Source organism: Qipengyuania sp. YIM B01966, from assembly GCF_016461955.1.
Classification (GTDB): domain Bacteria; phylum Pseudomonadota; class Alphaproteobacteria; order Sphingomonadales; family Sphingomonadaceae; genus QFOP01.
Genome location: NZ_JADMNM010000008.1, coordinates 34922 through 49810, shown reverse-complemented (window position 1 = coordinate 49810; position 14889 = coordinate 34922). Strand labels below are relative to the sequence as shown.

General features: G+C 65.1%; 15 protein-coding genes. 3 read left to right on the top strand and 12 right to left on the bottom strand.

The features are described 5' to 3' along the window. Nucleotides 1–65 precede the first annotated feature (65 nt). The 6 genes from ILT46_RS09775 to ILT46_RS09750 form a co-directional block, all read right to left on the bottom strand. Nucleotides 66–1478, bottom strand: a complete 1413-nt coding sequence (locus ILT46_RS09775; RefSeq protein ID WP_199504461.1) for a baeRF12 domain-containing protein — start codon at nt 1476–1478, stop codon at nt 66–68. A gap of 62 nt (nt 1479–1540) precedes the next feature. Beyond that, nucleotides 1541–1771, bottom strand: a complete 231-nt coding sequence (locus ILT46_RS09770; RefSeq protein ID WP_199504460.1) for a hypothetical protein — start codon at nt 1769–1771, stop codon at nt 1541–1543. A 76-nt stretch (nt 1772–1847) separates the two neighbouring features. Beyond that, the gene (locus ILT46_RS09765) at nt 1848–2264 is read right to left on the bottom strand and encodes a secondary thiamine-phosphate synthase enzyme YjbQ (RefSeq protein ID WP_199504459.1); all 417 of its coding nucleotides are present in this window, start codon (nt 2262–2264) and stop codon (nt 1848–1850) included. A 68-nt stretch (nt 2265–2332) separates the two neighbouring features. Further along, nucleotides 2333–3973 (bottom strand): chaperonin GroEL, encoded by a 1641-nt coding sequence (groL, locus tag ILT46_RS09760; RefSeq protein WP_199504458.1) that lies wholly within the window; start codon nt 3971–3973, stop codon nt 2333–2335. Between the two features lie 56 nt (nt 3974–4029). Beyond that, nucleotides 4030–4317 carry a co-chaperone GroES gene (groES, locus tag ILT46_RS09755; protein WP_199504457.1) on the bottom strand — a complete coding sequence of 96 codons (288 nt, stop codon included), beginning with the start codon at nt 4315–4317 and terminating at the stop codon, nt 4030–4032. A gap of 136 nt (nt 4318–4453) precedes the next feature. Beyond that, nucleotides 4454–5842 carry an MATE family efflux transporter gene (locus tag ILT46_RS09750; RefSeq protein WP_199504456.1) on the bottom strand — a complete coding sequence of 463 codons (1389 nt, stop codon included), beginning with the start codon at nt 5840–5842 and terminating at the stop codon, nt 4454–4456. A gap of 90 nt (nt 5843–5932) precedes the next feature. Here ILT46_RS09750 and ILT46_RS09745 point away from each other — a divergent pair, with 90 nt between their 5' ends. Both ILT46_RS09745 and ILT46_RS09740 read left to right on the top strand, forming a co-directional pair. After that, nucleotides 5933–6484 (top strand): acyloxyacyl hydrolase, encoded by a 552-nt coding sequence (locus tag ILT46_RS09745; RefSeq protein WP_199504455.1) that lies wholly within the window; start codon nt 5933–5935, stop codon nt 6482–6484. A 66-nt stretch (nt 6485–6550) separates the two neighbouring features. Continuing rightward, nucleotides 6551–7009, top strand: coding sequence for a c-type cytochrome (locus ILT46_RS09740; RefSeq protein ID WP_199504454.1), 459 nt, complete (start codon nt 6551–6553; stop codon nt 7007–7009). 515 nt (nt 7010–7524) lie between these two features. On the opposite strand, the gene rplL is transcribed toward ILT46_RS09740, so the two are convergent. The 6 genes from rplL to ILT46_RS12315 all read right to left on the bottom strand — a co-directional run bounded on the left by rplL (nt 7525) and on the right by ILT46_RS12315 (nt 10227). Then, complete coding sequence (rplL, locus tag ILT46_RS09735; protein WP_199504453.1) at nt 7525–7902, bottom strand: 50S ribosomal protein L7/L12; 378 nt, start codon at nt 7900–7902, stop codon at nt 7525–7527. A gap of 68 nt (nt 7903–7970) precedes the next feature. Beyond that, complete coding sequence (gene rplJ / locus ILT46_RS09730; RefSeq protein WP_199504452.1) at nt 7971–8486, bottom strand: 50S ribosomal protein L10; 516 nt, start codon at nt 8484–8486, stop codon at nt 7971–7973. 339 nt (nt 8487–8825) lie between these two features. Next, a complete protein-coding gene (locus ILT46_RS09725; protein WP_199504451.1) occupies nt 8826–9206 on the bottom strand; it encodes a hypothetical protein in 381 nt (126 codons plus the stop codon). 70 nt (nt 9207–9276) lie between these two features. Then, a complete protein-coding gene (locus ILT46_RS09720; protein WP_199504450.1) occupies nt 9277–9528 on the bottom strand; it encodes a helix-turn-helix domain-containing protein in 252 nt (83 codons plus the stop codon). After that, nucleotides 9528–10076: a DUF2975 domain-containing protein gene (locus tag ILT46_RS09715; RefSeq protein WP_199504449.1), complete on the bottom strand. Its 549-nt coding sequence runs from the start codon at nt 10074–10076 to the stop codon at nt 9528–9530. The genes ILT46_RS09720 and ILT46_RS09715 overlap by 1 nt, the downstream gene beginning before the upstream one ends. Nucleotides 10077–10101: 25 nt before the next feature. After that, the gene (locus tag ILT46_RS12315) at nt 10102–10227 is read right to left on the bottom strand and encodes a hypothetical protein (RefSeq protein WP_255528378.1); all 126 of its coding nucleotides are present in this window, start codon (nt 10225–10227) and stop codon (nt 10102–10104) included. A 389-nt stretch (nt 10228–10616) separates the two neighbouring features. Here ILT46_RS12315 and rpoB point away from each other — a divergent pair, with 389 nt between their 5' ends. After that, nucleotides 10617–14834 carry a DNA-directed RNA polymerase subunit beta gene (rpoB, locus tag ILT46_RS09710; protein ID WP_199504448.1) on the top strand — a complete coding sequence of 1406 codons (4218 nt, stop codon included), beginning with the start codon at nt 10617–10619 and terminating at the stop codon, nt 14832–14834. Nucleotides 14835–14889: the final 55 nt, after the last annotated feature.

Here is a 14889-nt window from a genome sequence, read left to right as displayed (position 1 = left end):
CACACAAACGACAAAAGGGCGGCCCGGCATCAGCCCGGCCGCCCTTCCTGCGCTTGCCCGATGGGTCAGGCGTTTTCGATCGCGCGGATGATATCCTCGACCGGCGAATTCGTCAGCGTCTTGTCGATCTCGCCGACTAGCGCGGCCTGCAATTCGGTATGATAATGCCGGCGCATTTCGCCCAGGCTCGACGGGTCGGCGATGATTACCACCTTGTCGAGCTTGTTGGTCACGGCGAGGTGGTTGAGCTTGTCGGCAACGCCCGCCGCGTGGCTCAACTCCTCCATTTGGCGCCCGCCATCGAGCCGGTCCGTCGCCTCGTGATCGCGCACGCCCGCACTCTTGTTGTTGGTTTCGATGTCCTTCGCTTCGATCCCCTGCAGCTTGATTGCATTGGCTTCGCCGACATTCCTGAAGAACCGGAACTGGGTGCCATCGACGACGGCGACATGGGCATTGGCGGGCAGTTTCATGAAAGCTCCTGTTGGCTGAACACCTGTCGGCTCAACGCGTACCGCCCGCCAAGGTGCCCGCTCAATCGTCGGTGGGCAGGTCGGGCTGACGTGGCAGGTCGGGCCAGCGGCGCTGCGGCGTCGCCTGCCGGTGCCAGACAACCATGTCGAACCCGGGTGTCCAGATGAAGGCGGTGCGGCAAAATCCTTCTGCCAATTGTCCGCGAACACAAGCCACCCTTCGGCCGGCCAGAATTTCCAGGCTGTGCGGAACCCGGCGAGCGCAGGTTCGGCGCGGAGGCGGTCCATGTCGATCCAGGCCGCCTGCCGTCCCGGAAGCGCCGCTGCGAACAGCGCGCCAACCGTGTCCGGCCCGCTATTGGGGAGCGGCACCAGTTGATCATTGACCCGGACCTGTGCCAGCTGTTGGCCCGTTCGCGCCGGGGTGGTCCGCACGATCGCGTCGGTAAAGCTGAAACCGATGCTGCGATAGCCGGCACCCAGCGCATCCTCGAGCTCCATCCCAAGCGAGCGATAGCCGCTCATCGCGGCAAAGGGTGGGTCCAGCCGGTCGATCACGTGCAGATCGTGCGCCCAGATGACCGCGCCTTTTCCGGTGCGCTGCTGCATCCTGAGAGCGATGCGCGCCATCGCCCTGTCGCGCCGACCGTAATATTCCGCCCGGTTCATCCCTTCCGGCGGGTCCAGCCCGTGCTCGAAAATGCTCAGCCCGGCGACCGCGGCGTCACGCGCGGCGAGGTAGGTCAACGCAATGTCCGCGTCGCGGCCGCTATCCTGCGCGTCGAAGCCTGCGATGCGGACCATGTCGTCCGGGTGCGCCAGGTTCCAGGCCCGCATCCACAGGACCAGCCCGGCAAATTCGTCGCCCTTGACGTTGCGGAACTGGCTGAGGTCGCGCAGCGCATCGGCCGGGTCGCCGATCCCGGCGCGGACATAGTCGTCAAGCCGCGCATTGGGCGCCAGATTGCTCTTCATCAGCAGCAGCCGCACCTGTCCGGTGCGCACCAGCGCCTTGATCAGTTCGGCCTTGAACGCCTGATCCTCGTGCGTGCCATGCGTCGCCTCGCCTATGCGACGATGCTGGCGCCGGCCAGCCGCGCGACTATGGGCGCGACGTCGGCTTCGGTCGGGCCGGCGGCGCTGATCGGCGTGGCGTTGGCGGCAACCCAGGCGGTAAAGGCCGCATCTTCTGCCGGGGTCGCATGGCGCGGTACTGGCTCGGCGGGTCGCGCCAGGGCAGGCGCCGCCGCGGGGAGAGCAAGTGTCAGGCCGGCGAACAGAATTCGGGTGCGCAGCATCGTGCGGCTCCCTCCCTTATCCGACCCGGCGCGTATCCTATGCCGCTTCTTTCCCCCGGCAAGCGAAAACCGCAGCTTATGCCCCGACGAGATGCAGTGCCACTTCGCGCCGGTGCGGCGCGCGGCGATGTTCGGCCAGAAAGATGCCCTGCCACTGGCCGAGAGCCAGCCGCCCGCCAACGAGCGGGATAGCGAGCGACACGCCGGTCAGCACCGCTTTGAGATGCGCTGGCATATCGTCGGGCCCTTCGTCGGCATGGGCGTATCCAGCGCCCTCCGGCGCCAGCCGGTCGAGCCATGCGCCAATGTCGTCCAGCACCTCGGGCGAGGCGTTTTCCTGAATCGTCAGCGAGGCCGAAGTGTGGCGGCAGAACAGCGTGAGGAGCCCGGACGCGAACGCTGCCTCAGCGGTCCATTGCGCCACGTCATGCGTGATCGGATAAAGGCCCGCGCCGCTGGTCCGGAAGGCGAGGATCGTACTGTGCTGCTCCATGGCGGGCGAACGAAAAAAGCCGGGAAGGTTTCCCCTCCCGGCTCCTTTTCGGATGCGAAGTGCGGGGCTTAGAAGCCCATGCCGCCGCCCATGCCGCCCATGTCGGGCATCGCCGGGGCCGGCTTGTCTTCCGGCTTCTCAGCGATGGCCGCTTCGGTGGTGATCAGGAGACCCGCGACCGAGGCCGCGTTCTGCAGCGCGGTGCGGACCACCTTGGTCGGGTCGATGACGCCGGCCGACACGAGGTTTTCATAGGTGTCGGTCGCCGCGTTGAAGCCCATCGTTTCGTCATTGCCGTCAGTCAGCTTGCCCGACACGACCGCGCCGTCATGGCCGGCGTTCGAGGCGATCTGGCGGACCAGCGACGACAGCGACTTGCGGACGATATCGACGCCGCGGGTCTGGTCTTCATTGGCGCCGTTGACGCCGTCCAGCGCCTTGGCGGCATAGAGCAGCGCGGTGCCGCCACCCGGGACGATGCCTTCTTCGACCGCGGCGCGGGTCGCGTGGAGCGCGTCGTCGACGCGGTCCTTGCGTTCCTTCACCTCGACTTCCGACGCGCCGCCGACCTTGATCACGGCCACACCGCCGGCCAGCTTCGCGAGGCGTTCCTGCAGCTTTTCGCGGTCATAGTCGCTGGTGGTGGCGTCGATCTGCGTGCGGATTTCACCCACGCGCGCCTTGATCTCGTCAGCCGAACCGGCGCCATCTACGATGGTCGTGTTGTCCTTGTCGATGGTGACCTTCTTGGCCTGGCCGAGCATCCCGACGGTGACCGATTCCAGCTTGATGCCGAGATCTTCGCTGATCATTTCGCCCGCGGTCAGGATGGCGATATCCTGCAGCATCGCCTTGCGACGATCGCCGAAGCCGGGCGCCTTGACCGCCGCGACCTTGAGGCCGCCGCGCAGCTTGTTGACCACCAGGGTCGCCAGCGCTTCGCCTTCGATGTCTTCGGCAATGATCAGCAGCGGACGGCCCGACTGCACCACCGCCTCGAGGATCGGCAGCATCGCCTGGAGCGAGGACAGCTTCTTTTCGTGGATCAGGATGTAGGGGTTATCGAGTTCGACCGTCATCTTTTCCGGGTTGGTGATGAAGTAGGGCGACAGATAGCCCCGGTCGAACTGCATCCCTTCGACCACGTCGAGCTCGAATTCGAGACCCTTGGCTTCTTCGACGGTGATGACGCCTTCCTTGCCGACCTTTTCCATCGCTTCGGCGATCTTTTCGCCGACTTCGCGGTCGCCATTGGCCGAGATGATCCCGACCTGGGCGATTTCCTGCGAACCCGACACCGGCTTCGAGCGGTTCTTGAGGTTTTCGGTGACCTTTTCGACGGCCAGATCGATACCGCGCTTCAGGTCCATCGGGTTCATGCCGGCCGCAACCGACTTCATCCCTTCGGTCACGATCGCCTGGGCAAGCACGGTGGCGGTGGTGGTGCCGTCACCGGCATTGTCGTTCGTCTTCGAGGCGACTTCGCGCAGCATCTGCGCGCCCATGTTCTCGAACTTGTCCTTCAGTTCGATTTCCTTGGCGACGGTAACGCCGTCCTTGGTGATGCGGGGGGCGCCGAAGCTCTTGTCGATCACGACGTTGCGGCCCTTGGGGCCCAGCGTCACCTTGACCGCATTGGCGAGCGTGTCCACGCCCTTGAGGATGCCTTCGCGTGCGTCGCGCGAGAAGCGTACGTCCTTGGCTGCCATTGGAATTTCTCCGTAAAATCAGAAGTTGAGGGGGAGGTAAGCGATGGGCGGCTGGATCAGCCGATGATCCCCATGATGTCGCTTTCCTTCATGATCAGCAGGTCTTCGCCGTCGAGCTTGACTTCGGTGCCCGACCATTTGCCAAACAACACGCGGTCGCCGGCCTTGACGTCGAGCGGGGTGATCTTGCCATCTTCGGCCTTGGTGCCCGAACCCACGGAAATGACTTCGCCTTCGCTCGGCTTTTCCTTGGCGTTGTCGGGGATGATGATGCCGCCGGCGGTCTTTTCCTCGGCTTCGATGCGGCGGACCAGCACGCGGTCGTGCAGCGGACGAAATGCCATGATATGTGCCTCTTTCGATAGAGTGTGAATGGTGCACTTGGCACTCGCCCGGGGGGAGTGCCAGCGAGGTCCATATGTGAATGGCGCGCCGGCGAGTCAACCGCTACGGCGGGAAAAATGTGCCGGGCCGCGGCGCCTAAGGGACCAGCGCCAGCGCCTCTCGCCGGTGCCAGCGCCAGGTCAAAAGCGCGGCGGCGAACACCAGCCCGACGGCCAGCCCGATCCAGATGCCGGTCCCGGCAAGCGGCGTATAGAAGCCCAGCCAGATCGCGGTGCCAAAACCCGGCACCCAATAGGAAAAGATCGCGATCAGCATCGGGATGCGCGTGTCCTGCAGGCCCCGCAACGCGCTCGCCGCGACCGCCTGGATGCCGTCGACCAGCTGGAACGCGGCGGCCACGACCATGAATTGCAGCGCAAAGCCGACCATAGCCGCATTGGCCCGCGCTGCCGGATCGACGTAGATGCGAAGGAGCCACAAGGGCGCCAGCACCATCGCGGCGGCGGTGGTCAGCATGAACGTGCCGCCAAGGATGATCCCGCCCCAGCCCGCGCGCCCCAGCGCCAGCCGGTCGCCCGCGCCGTAATGATAGCCGACGCGGATGGTGGTCGCCTGCCCGATCCCGAACGGCACCTGAAAGGCAAGCGCAGCGATCTGCAACGCGACCGTGTGCCCGGCCAGTTCGGACGCGCCGATCCGCCCCATCAGCAGCGCCGCGCCCGAAAACAGCCCCGCTTCGGCAAGGATAATGACCATTACTGGCAGGCCCAGCCGGACCAGCGTGCGCAGGCGCACCCATTCGGGCCGCCACCAATTGCCGAAGATGCGATAACGCCGCAGCCGCCGGTCGATCAGGATCGCACTGACATAGCTCGCCAGCTGCACCAGCGCGGTCAGCACGCTCGCCAGCGCCGAGCCCTCCAGCCCCAGCGCCGGCGCGCCGAGATTGCCGAACACGAAGGCGTAATTGAACAGCAGGCTGGCGGCGAGCGCGATGCCGGTGATCGCGGTGGCAAAGATCGGCCGGCCGAGCGCGCTGACGAAATTGCGCAGCACGCTGGCCGCGACCATCGGGATCATCGCGAACTGGATGATCCGCAGAAAATCGCCGGTGCGTGCCGCAATGTCCGGTTCCTGCCCGGACGCGCGCATCAGCGCCTCGCCGCCGAGGCCGCACAGTGCCATTCCCGCGAGGCCCGCACCCACTGCCAGCCACAGCGCCATGCGCACGCTGCGCCGCACCTCGCGCACCGCGTGCTTCTTGCGCCCGAGTTCTTCGGCAATCAGCGCCGCGACGATCCCCGTCAGGCCCGACAGCGCCCACATGACGAGGCCGAACAGCGCCACGCCGAGCGAGGCCGCGGCCAGCTCGCGCTCGCCCAGCCGGGCGACAAACATCACATCGACCGCGTGGACCAGCATCTGCAGCAGATTGGCCAGCGCCAGCGGCCAGCCGAGCGCCAACACCGCCAGCAGCTCGCTGCGCCAGGTACCGCTGCGGGCCGGGGGGATGAAGGATGCCATGACGCGCGGGCGGTAGAGCCTTGTCCGCCTGCGGGAAAGGGCCGAGGCGCTTCAGCTTGCGGCAAGCATGGCGCCGCCACAGCGCGGCCCATGACCAGATCAGCCTTGCGCGTCGCCACCGCCGTTGCTGGCTCTGCCATCATCTTCTCCGCCGCGCCCGCCCATGCCGGCGAGCTCTATGGCGGGCTTTATGCCCACGGGGTCGAAACCCCGTTCACCTTCGACACGGGCGAGGGCGGGGCCGATATCCAGGCCGGCTACCGGTTTGACGGGATCGAGGCGCTATCCGCCATCGGCAGCCCGGCGCCGCAATTGTTCGCCTCGGTCAACATGCATGGCGAAACCAGCTTCGTCGGGGCCGGGCTCAGCTGGAAAGCGCGCCTCGGCCCGGTCTATCTGCCCCCCGGCGTCGGGCTGGTGGTGCACAATGCGCCCGAATTGCGGGTCGATCCGGATAGCGGGATGCGCACCGATCTCGGCAGCCGGGTGCTGTTTTCGCCCGAACTGGCGGTCGGCACGCGGCTGTCTGAGCGCGTTTCGGTCGAAGCGAGCTGGGTGCATATCAGCGGCGCGCGGCTGTTCAATAACGAGCAGAACCCGGGTATCGACATGATGGGCGTAAGGCTGAATTACCGGCTGTAGCTTGCTGCCGATCAACGACAGCGCCGGCAACCTGTGCTAGCGGGTGCGCGGAACAGGGAGAGTGCCATGCACAGCATCAGGGCGTTTATCGTTGCATTTGCCATCAGCGCACCGCTGGTCGCTTGCGGTAGCCCGGCAGAGGCGCCCGCCGCACCCGCGACCGGCGCGGCGGCGATGGCGCAGACGGCCACACCGCCAGCCGCCTCTCCGACCGCGCCCATGGCCGCAGCGGGCGCCGCGCCGGCGGCCTTTGCCCAGTGCCGCGCCTGCCATTCGGTCGAGGCGGGCAAACACGGCGTCGGCCCCTCGCTGCATGGGGTCTTCGGGACCAGATCGGGCGAAATCCCCGATTATGCATTTTCGGAGGCAATGAAGACCGCCGGTCTGACCTGGGACGAGGCGACGCTCGACCGTTATCTCGAAAAACCGCGCGAGGTCGTGCCGGGCAGCAAGATGGCCTATCCGGGCCTGCCCGACCCCGCCGCGCGGCAGGCGATCATCGCCTATATGAAAACGCTGAAATAGGGCACTGTCGTACAGGGCCGACGCGGTGTTAGGCTGATAGGCGCTCTTTGCCATCGTCCGACCCACCTGACGCAGACCCAGCGGGGTCCCTGATCAGGTCCGGGGCGACAAGGATGGGGATGCAAATGTCGCATCCGCCGCTCTAACGCCCCACCCCGTCACCCAGGGCCTGACCCGGGGTCCAGCTTCTCTGGCCGCGATCGCCATGCCTTCGGATCAAAACCGCTCGCCTCGCAAAGTTGACACAGGTGTCGCCTTTGTCATCCGCCAAGCGCCTGCCCAACCCCCGTCACCCCGGGCTTGGCCCGGGGTCCAGCTGCCCTCCGAAGCTCAAGCGGGGCCCCGGATCAAATCCGGGGCGACAGAAAATGCGCGGGAAAATCACGTTAATCCAATAGATTATACGATAATCCCGACGTTAACACCACTGTCGCCTTTGTCACCCCGCGCAGCAAAAAGGGCGGCCCGTTGCCGGACCGCCCCTCGTGCAAAAAGCGAAGATGTGCCTGGTTGGCTTACTTCAGCTCGACGGTGCCGCCGGCTTCTTCGATCTTCTTCTTCACTTCTTCGGCTTCGGCCTTGTTCACGCCTTCCTTGATCGGCTTGGGCGCGCCTTCGACCAGCGCCTTGGCTTCGGTCAGACCGAGGCCGGTGATCGCGCGGACTTCCTTGATCACCTGGATCTTCTTGCCGCCGTCACCGGTCAGGATGACGTCGAATTCGTCCTTTTCCTCAACCGCTTCGGCAGCAGCGCCGCCACCGGCCGGGCCAGCAACGGCCACGGCGGCCGCGGCGGAAACGCCCCACTCTTCTTCCAGCGCCTTGGCAAGCTCGGCGGCTTCCATGACGGTCAGCTTCGAAAGTTCTTCAACAAGCTTGGCTACATCGGCCATGATCTGTCACTCCATTCAACTGGCTGGGGCACCTGCCCCGAATTGTCGCTTTTCGGGCGAAAAACCGCTTACGCCGCTTCCTTGGCGCCATAGGCACCGAAGACACGGGCCAGCTTGGCTGCCGGCTCGTTGACGACCCGGGCGATCTTGGTCGCCGGGGCGTTGATGAGGCCGATCAGCGTGCCGCGCAGCTCGTCGAGGCTCGGCATCGAGGCAAGCGCCTTGATCCCGGCTGAGTCGAGCACCTGGCTGCCCATCGAACCGCCGACGATTTCGAGCTTGTCGTTCGTCTTGGCGAATTCCACCGCAGCCTTGGCGGCTGCCACCGGATCCTCGGAATAAGCGAGGGCGGTCGGGCCGGTGAGATACTCATCCAGCCCGGTGTAATCGGTGTCCTTGAGGGCGAGCTTGGCGAGGCGGTTCTTCGCAACCTTGTAGGACGCCCCTGCTTCCCGCATCTTCGCGCGCAGATCGGTGGATTGCGCCACCGACAGGCCCAGGTTGCGGGTGACAACCACCACGCCTGCCCGGCCGAAGACCTCGTTAAGCTCGGCGACCGATTCGGTTTTCTGCGAACGATCCATGCCGTACTCCTTCACAAATGACCGCGTTGCCGCCCCGCACAGGGCGCGGCGCCGCGGCCGGCTCACTATTGTCCGCCGCGCGTGGCCGGACGGCCGTGCGAGGGCGGGCGAGTCCGTCGATAGGGAAGGAGGAGTGCCGTCACCGGCGCGCCGCTGCACGATGGCAGCGGATAATCTCGTTTCCCCGTCTAGGCTGCGGATTAAGCGCCGGCAGACCCGGTGCAGCAGCTGTCTCGGACGGATGACCGTGCAGACGCAAAGAGGCCCGCCGGTCGGGCGGGCCTCTAGCAGAACTCCGGCCGGGGTCAAGCCACGCTGGCAACCCCGCGCGGCACCGGTTTAGCGCAGCTGGTCGCGGGTTTCCTGCCGCGCCTTGGCCGCCGCTTCGAGGCGGTCGGCTTCGGCTTCGTTCACGCCCTCGACGCGGTCGGCGCGCTCTTCCAAGTTCTCGGCGGTTTCGTCGAGACGCTCAGCAGCCTGGCGGGTGGTTTCGCCCGCGGCGACGCCGTTGGGATTGGCGTTGGCGGTGCCGGTGGTGCCGGCGGCGCCGGTCGTGGCGGTCGCGCCGGTGGTCGCCGTGGTGGTACCCGTGTCGGCCGGAGCGGCCATCTCGGTGGTGGTGTCCGTCGCCGCGGGGTCGGCGGTTTCGGGGGTCGAATCGCAAGCAGCGAGGCCGAAAGCAAGCGCGATCGGGGCGGCGGTCAGAGCAATCTTTTTCATCGTCAATTCTCCCTAGTGGGTGCCTTTAAATCGCCACAATTAAACTTTGTTCCCGGCGCCGTCAGCCTTTCTACCCGTTTTTGCCGGCGGGTGCGTAGCCCAGCAGGTCACCTGGCTGGCAGTCGAGTTCGCGGCAGATCGCCTCCAGCGTTGAAAAGCGGATCGCCTTGGCCTTGCCGGTCTTGAGGATCGACAGGTTGGCCAGCGTGATCCCGACCCGCTCGGCCAGCTCGGTCAGCGTCATACGCCGGTCGTAGAGCAAGTCATCGAGTTTGATCACGATGCCATCACCTTCGGTCCGGGGGGTGTCGGGCGGGGCCATCAGACGGTCCCTTCCAGTTCGGCCCGCATCATCGCCCCCTGACGGAACACGCGGGCCAGGATGAACAGGGTCAGGATCAGCATGATGCCGCTCAACGAAATCGAGATGTGGTCCTCGATCACGAGCTTGCCATTGGCCCCGTCCTTGACCTCGTGCGTGAACCACAAGACCAGCGCGCCGACGGGCAGCGCGAGCAGGTGGCCGGTCAGCGCGGTCCAGCCCATCCGCGACAGGCGCTCGGCATTCGCCGGGACGAAAGGATCGCCTTCACTCACGCTGACAACGATCGCCAGGAGCTGCCGCATGAAATACATCGCCAGCCCGAGTAGGCCCCCAATCGCAAGTAGCAGGACAGACAGGGCGGGCACCAGCGTCCGGCCGTTGGCGATGCCTTCTCTTGCCATTTCGGACACGATCCGGTCGCCGGCAAACGGAACGATGATTGCCGCAAGGATGAGCATCGCGGCGGCAAAGCCAAGCACGGCAAGTAGGAAATAAAGCAGCCCGCGCGCAAAGGCGAGCAGCGGGTCACGGGTAAGAATGGACATCGCGTGGTCTCCTCAAGGTCTATGGTCAGGCGAGGTTGAGCGTCGCCGATGCGGCAGGGGCAGGCGGGACGGTCAGCACCGGGACGAATGTCGCGGTCACGATGAAGATCGCTGCGATAGCGGCGGTAAAATGTTGCGTGAGGCTGAGCATGATTGTTCTCCGATATGTTCGATATCGAAAATCGATAATGCGGGTCCCTCTTACTGTCAAACGATAATATCGAAAAGCGATGTATGTCTTATCGTTAGGCGTGATTGGCGAGCTGGTCGGTCAGAGCAGGACGGGCGTTTGACACGAGAGGATGCGCGCACTATAGCGCCGCCCGAACTGCCGTTTCGAGCAAGTCGGCCGCGGGCGCGCGTGCTGACCGGGATGGAAACGGGTTCCTCGACACGCGATGCTGGCTGCTCACGCCCTCCCTCTGGGGATCGGGCCGTGCGCGGCCTGTCTGCGTCCGGCGAGGCTTCCTCACGCACCGGCAATTTCCAGGCGCCTGTATCCCGGCGCACCACATTTCTGACAAGAGGCTGATCTCCTCCATGGCGACCAAGGCAAAAGACGCGGGCAAGCTGACGGCATCGGGCGCAGCCCGCACCGGCAAGGCGCAGGGCAGCGCGAAGCGGCGCATTCGCAAGATCTTCGGCGACATCCACGAAGTGGTGGAAATGCCGAACCTGATCGAGGTGCAGCGTGAAAGCTACGAGCAGTTCCTGCGCTCCGACCCGGCGACCGGCTATGTCTCGGGCCTTGAAAAGACGCTCCGCAGCGTATTCCCGATCCGCGACTTTGCCGGCACGGCCGAACTCGATTTCGTGCATTACGAGCTGGAGCCGCCCAAATTCGACACGGTCGAATGCCGCCAGCGCGGGATCACCTACGCCGCGCCGATGAAGGTCACGCTGCGCCTGATCGTGTTCGAGGTCGATCATGAAACCGAAACCCGCTCGGTGCTCGATATCAAGGAGCAGGACGTCTACATGGGTGATATGCCGCTCATGACCGAGAACGGCACGTTCATCATCAACGGCACCGAACGCGTCATCGTCAGCCAGATGCACCGTTCGCCGGGCGTCCTGTTCGACCATGATCGCGGCAAGACCCACAGCTCGGGCAAGCTGCTGTTCGCCGCGCGCGTCATCCCCTATCGCGGTTCGTGGCTCGATTTCGAATTCGACGCCAAGGACGTCGTCAACGTCCGCATCGACCGCAAGCGCAAGCTGCCGGTCACCAGCCTGCTCTATGCGCTGGGCCTCGACGGCGAGGACATCCTCCATCACTTCTACGACACTGTGACCTGGCAGCGGGTTTCGGGCAAGCAGGGCGAAGGCTGGAAGGTGCCCTTCACAGCCGAAGCATGGCGCGGGCAGAAGCCGGCCTTTGCGCTGGTCGACGCCGATACCGGCGAGGAAGTGTTCCCCGCCGGCCAGAAAATCAGCCCGCGCGCCGCTAACAAGGCGGCCAAGGATGGCCTCGCCAACCTGCTGATCCCGACCGAGGAAATCTTTGCCCGCTATTCGGCGCGCGACCTGATCGATGAAGCTACCGGCCGCATCTATATCGAGGCCGGCGACGAGGTGTCGCCCGATAATCTCGAGGCGCTCGATAAGGCTGGCTTCGACAAGGTCGAACTGCTTGACATCGACGAGGTCAATACCGGCCCGTGGATCCGCAACACGCTTAAGGTCGACAAGGCCGAGAACCGCGACGAGGGGCTCGAGGCGATCTACAAGGTGATGCGCCCGGGCGAACCGCCCACGAAGGAAACTGCCGAAGCGTTGTTCGAAGGGCTGTTCTTCGACGCCGAACGCTATGACCTTTCAGCCGTCGGCCGGGTCAAGCTGAACATGCGGCTCGGCCTCGATGCTGAGGACACCGTCACCACGCTGCGCAAGGAAGACATCCTCGCGGTGGTCAAGGAACTGGTCGATCTGAAGGACGGCAAGGGCGAGGTCGACGATATCGACAATCTCGGCAATCGCCGCGTGCGTTCGGTCGGCGAGCTGCTCGAGAACCAGTACCGCGTCGGCCTGCTCCGGATGGAGCGCGCGGTCAAGGAGCGGATGAGCTCGGTCGATGTGTCAACGGTGATGCCGAACGACCTGATCAACGCCAAGCCCGCAGTGGCCGCGGTGCGCGAGTTCTTCGGCTCCTCGCAGCTGTCGCAGTTCATGGACCAGACCAACCCGCTGTCGGAAGTGACGCACAAGCGCCGTGTCTCGGCGCTCGGGCCGGGCGGTCTGACCCGCGAACGCGCGGGCTTCGAGGTGCGCGACGTGCACCCGACCCATTACGGTCGCATCTGCCCGATCGAAACGCCCGAAGGCCCGAATATTGGCCTGATCAACTCGCTCGCCAGCTTCAGCCGGGTGAACAAATACGGCTTCATCGAAACCCCGTACCGCAAGGTCGCGGACGGCAAGGTCACCGACGAGGTTATCTACCTGTCGGCGATGGAAGAGCAGAAGCACGCGGTGGCGCAGGCCTCGGCCGAGCTGACCGAGGACGGCGCTTTCGTCGAAGAGCTGGTTTCGGCACGTGAGAATGGCGAATTCGTCATGCTTCCGCGCGAACAGATCACGCTGATGGACGTCAGCCCCAAGCAGCTCGTTTCGGTCGCCGCGTCGCTGATCCCGTTCCTCGAAAACGACGACGCCAACCGCGCGCTGATGGGTTCGAACATGCAGCGCCAGGCGGTGCCGCTGGTCAAGGCCGAGGCGCCGTTCGTCGGCACCGGGATGGAAGAAACCGTCGCACGCGATTCGGGCGCGGCGATCACCGCCACGCGCGGCGGTGTCGTCGACCAGGTGGACGCGACCCGGATCGTCATCCGCGCCGTGGGCGATGTCGAACCCGGCCAATCGGGCGTCGACATCTACACGCTGCAGAAATTCCAGCGCTCGAACCAGGATACCTGCATCAACCAGCGCCCGCTGGTGAAGGTGGGTGACGAGATCGAGGTGGGCGATATTCTTGCCGATGGTCCCTCGACCGATCTCGGCGAGCTTGCGCTCGGCCGGAACAGCCTCGTCGCGTTCATGCCGTGGAACGGCTACAATTACGAAGACTCGATCCTGATCAGCGAACGCATCGTCAAGGACGACGTGTTCACCTCGATCCATATCGAGGAATTCGAGGTCATGGCCCGCGACACCAAGCTCGGGCCCGAGGACATCACCCGCGACATTCCCAATGTCGGCGAGGAAGCACTGCGCAACCTCGACGAGGCGGGCATCGTCTATATCGGTGCCGAGGTGCATCCGGGCGACATTCTGGTCGGCAAGATCACGCCCAAGGGCGAAAGCCCGATGACACCGGAAGAAAAGCTCCTACGCGCCATCTTTGGCGAGAAGGCCAGCGACGTGCGCGACACCTCGCTCCGCCTGCCGCCGGGCGTTGCCGGCACCATCGTCGAGGTGCGGGTGTTCAACCGCCACGGCATCGAGATCGACGACCGTACCCGCGCGATCCAGAACGAGGAAATCGAGCGGCTGCGCAAGGATGCGGCGGACGAGCGCGCGATCCTCAACCGGGCAACGTATAACCGGCTGCGCGATATGCTTCTCGGCCAGACGATTTCGGCAGCGCCCAAGGGCGTCAAGAAGGGTGAAATCGTCAACGAGGAAATGCTGGACGGCATCGAACGCCACGAATGGTTCAAGTTCGCTGTCGCCGACGATGGCCGGCAAACCCAGATCGAGGCCGTCAAGAGCCAGTACGACGAGGCCGCCAAGGTCATCGACGAGAAGTTCGAGGACCGCAAAGAGAAGCTCGAACGCGGCGACGAACTGGCGCCGGGCGTGCTCAAGATGGTCAAGGTGTTCGTCGCGGTGAAGCGCAAGCTGCAGCCGGGCGACAAGATGGCCGGTCGCCACGGCAATAAGGGCGTCATCAGCCGGATCCTTCCGGCCGAGGATATGCCCTTCCTCGAAGATGGCACCCCGGTCGATATCGTGCTGAACCCGCTCGGCGTGCCGAGCCGCATGAATGTCGGACAGATCTTCGAAACGCATCTCGGCATGGCGGCCCGCGGCCTCGGCCAGAAGGTCGCTGCCGCGCTCGAGGATTGGCGCATTGCCAACCCCGATCCGCAGGCGGGCAAGGCGCCCGATGCGGTGCGCGAGACCCTGAAGGAGGTCTATGGCGAACAATACCACGCCGAGATCGACGCGCGCTCGGCGACCGAGATCGTCGAGCTGGCAGGCAATCTGACCAACGGCGTGCCGATGGGCACCCCGGTGTTCGACGGCGCCCGCGAAGCGGACGTGACGGCCATGCTGGAGAAAGCCGGGCTCGACGGGTCGGGCCAGGTGACGCTTTATGACGGGCGCACCGGCGACGCGTTCGACCGCAAGGTGACGGTGGGCTACATCTACATGCTCAAGCTGCACCACCTTGTGGACGACAAGATCCACGCGCGCTCGATCGGGCCGTACAGCCTCGTCACCCAGCAGCCGCTGGGCGGCAAGGCGCAGTTCGGCGGCCAGCGCTTCGGCGAAATGGAGGTCTGGGCGCTCCAGGCCTACGGCGCGGCCTACACCTTGCAGGAAATGCTGACGGTGAAGTCCGACGACGTGATCGGGCGGACCAAGGTGTACGAAGCGATCGTCAAGGGCGACGACACCTTCGAAGCCGGCATCCCCGAAAGCTTCAACGTGCTCGTCAAGGAAATGCGCAGCCTCGGCCTCAACGTCGAACTGTCCTCGCTCGGCGAGGACGACGAGGACGACGATCCGGCCATGCAGATCGCCGCGGAGTAATTTGTCTCCCCTCCCGTGCGCGGGAGGGGCCGGGGGTGGGCCTTTTATCCGGGTC

Bases quoted from the DNA above. Each gene is read 5' to 3' on its own strand.
- ILT46_RS09770 (WP_199504460.1), bottom strand. From the start codon at position 1,771: ATGCTGCGCACCCGAATTCTGTTCGCCGGCCTGACACTTGCTCTCCCC.
- ILT46_RS09765 (WP_199504459.1), bottom strand. From the start codon at position 2,264: ATGGAGCAGCACAGTACGATCCTCGCCTTCCGGACCAGCGGCGCGGGC.
- groL (WP_199504458.1), bottom strand. From the start codon at position 3,973: ATGGCAGCCAAGGACGTACGCTTCTCGCGCGACGCACGCGAAGGCATC.
- groES (WP_199504457.1), bottom strand. From the start codon at position 4,317: ATGGCATTTCGTCCGCTGCACGACCGCGTGCTGGTCCGCCGCATCGAA.
- ILT46_RS09750 (WP_199504456.1), bottom strand. From the start codon at position 5,842: ATGGCATCCTTCATCCCCCCGGCCCGCAGCGGTACCTGGCGCAGCGAG.
- ILT46_RS09745 (WP_199504455.1), top strand. From the start codon at position 5,933: ATGACCAGATCAGCCTTGCGCGTCGCCACCGCCGTTGCTGGCTCTGCC.
- ILT46_RS09740 (WP_199504454.1), top strand. From the start codon at position 6,551: ATGCACAGCATCAGGGCGTTTATCGTTGCATTTGCCATCAGCGCACCG.
- rplL (WP_199504453.1), bottom strand. From the start codon at position 7,902: ATGGCCGATGTAGCCAAGCTTGTTGAAGAACTTTCGAAGCTGACCGTC.
- rplJ (WP_199504452.1), bottom strand. From the start codon at position 8,486: ATGGATCGTTCGCAGAAAACCGAATCGGTCGCCGAGCTTAACGAGGTC.
- ILT46_RS09725 (WP_199504451.1), bottom strand. From the start codon at position 9,206: ATGAAAAAGATTGCTCTGACCGCCGCCCCGATCGCGCTTGCTTTCGGC.
- ILT46_RS09720 (WP_199504450.1), bottom strand. From the start codon at position 9,528: ATGGCCCCGCCCGACACCCCCCGGACCGAAGGTGATGGCATCGTGATC.
- ILT46_RS09715 (WP_199504449.1), bottom strand. From the start codon at position 10,076: ATGTCCATTCTTACCCGTGACCCGCTGCTCGCCTTTGCGCGCGGGCTG.
- ILT46_RS12315 (WP_255528378.1), bottom strand. From the start codon at position 10,227: ATGCTCAGCCTCACGCAACATTTTACCGCCGCTATCGCAGCGATCTTC.
- rpoB (WP_199504448.1), top strand. From the start codon at position 10,617: ATGGCGACCAAGGCAAAAGACGCGGGCAAGCTGACGGCATCGGGCGCA.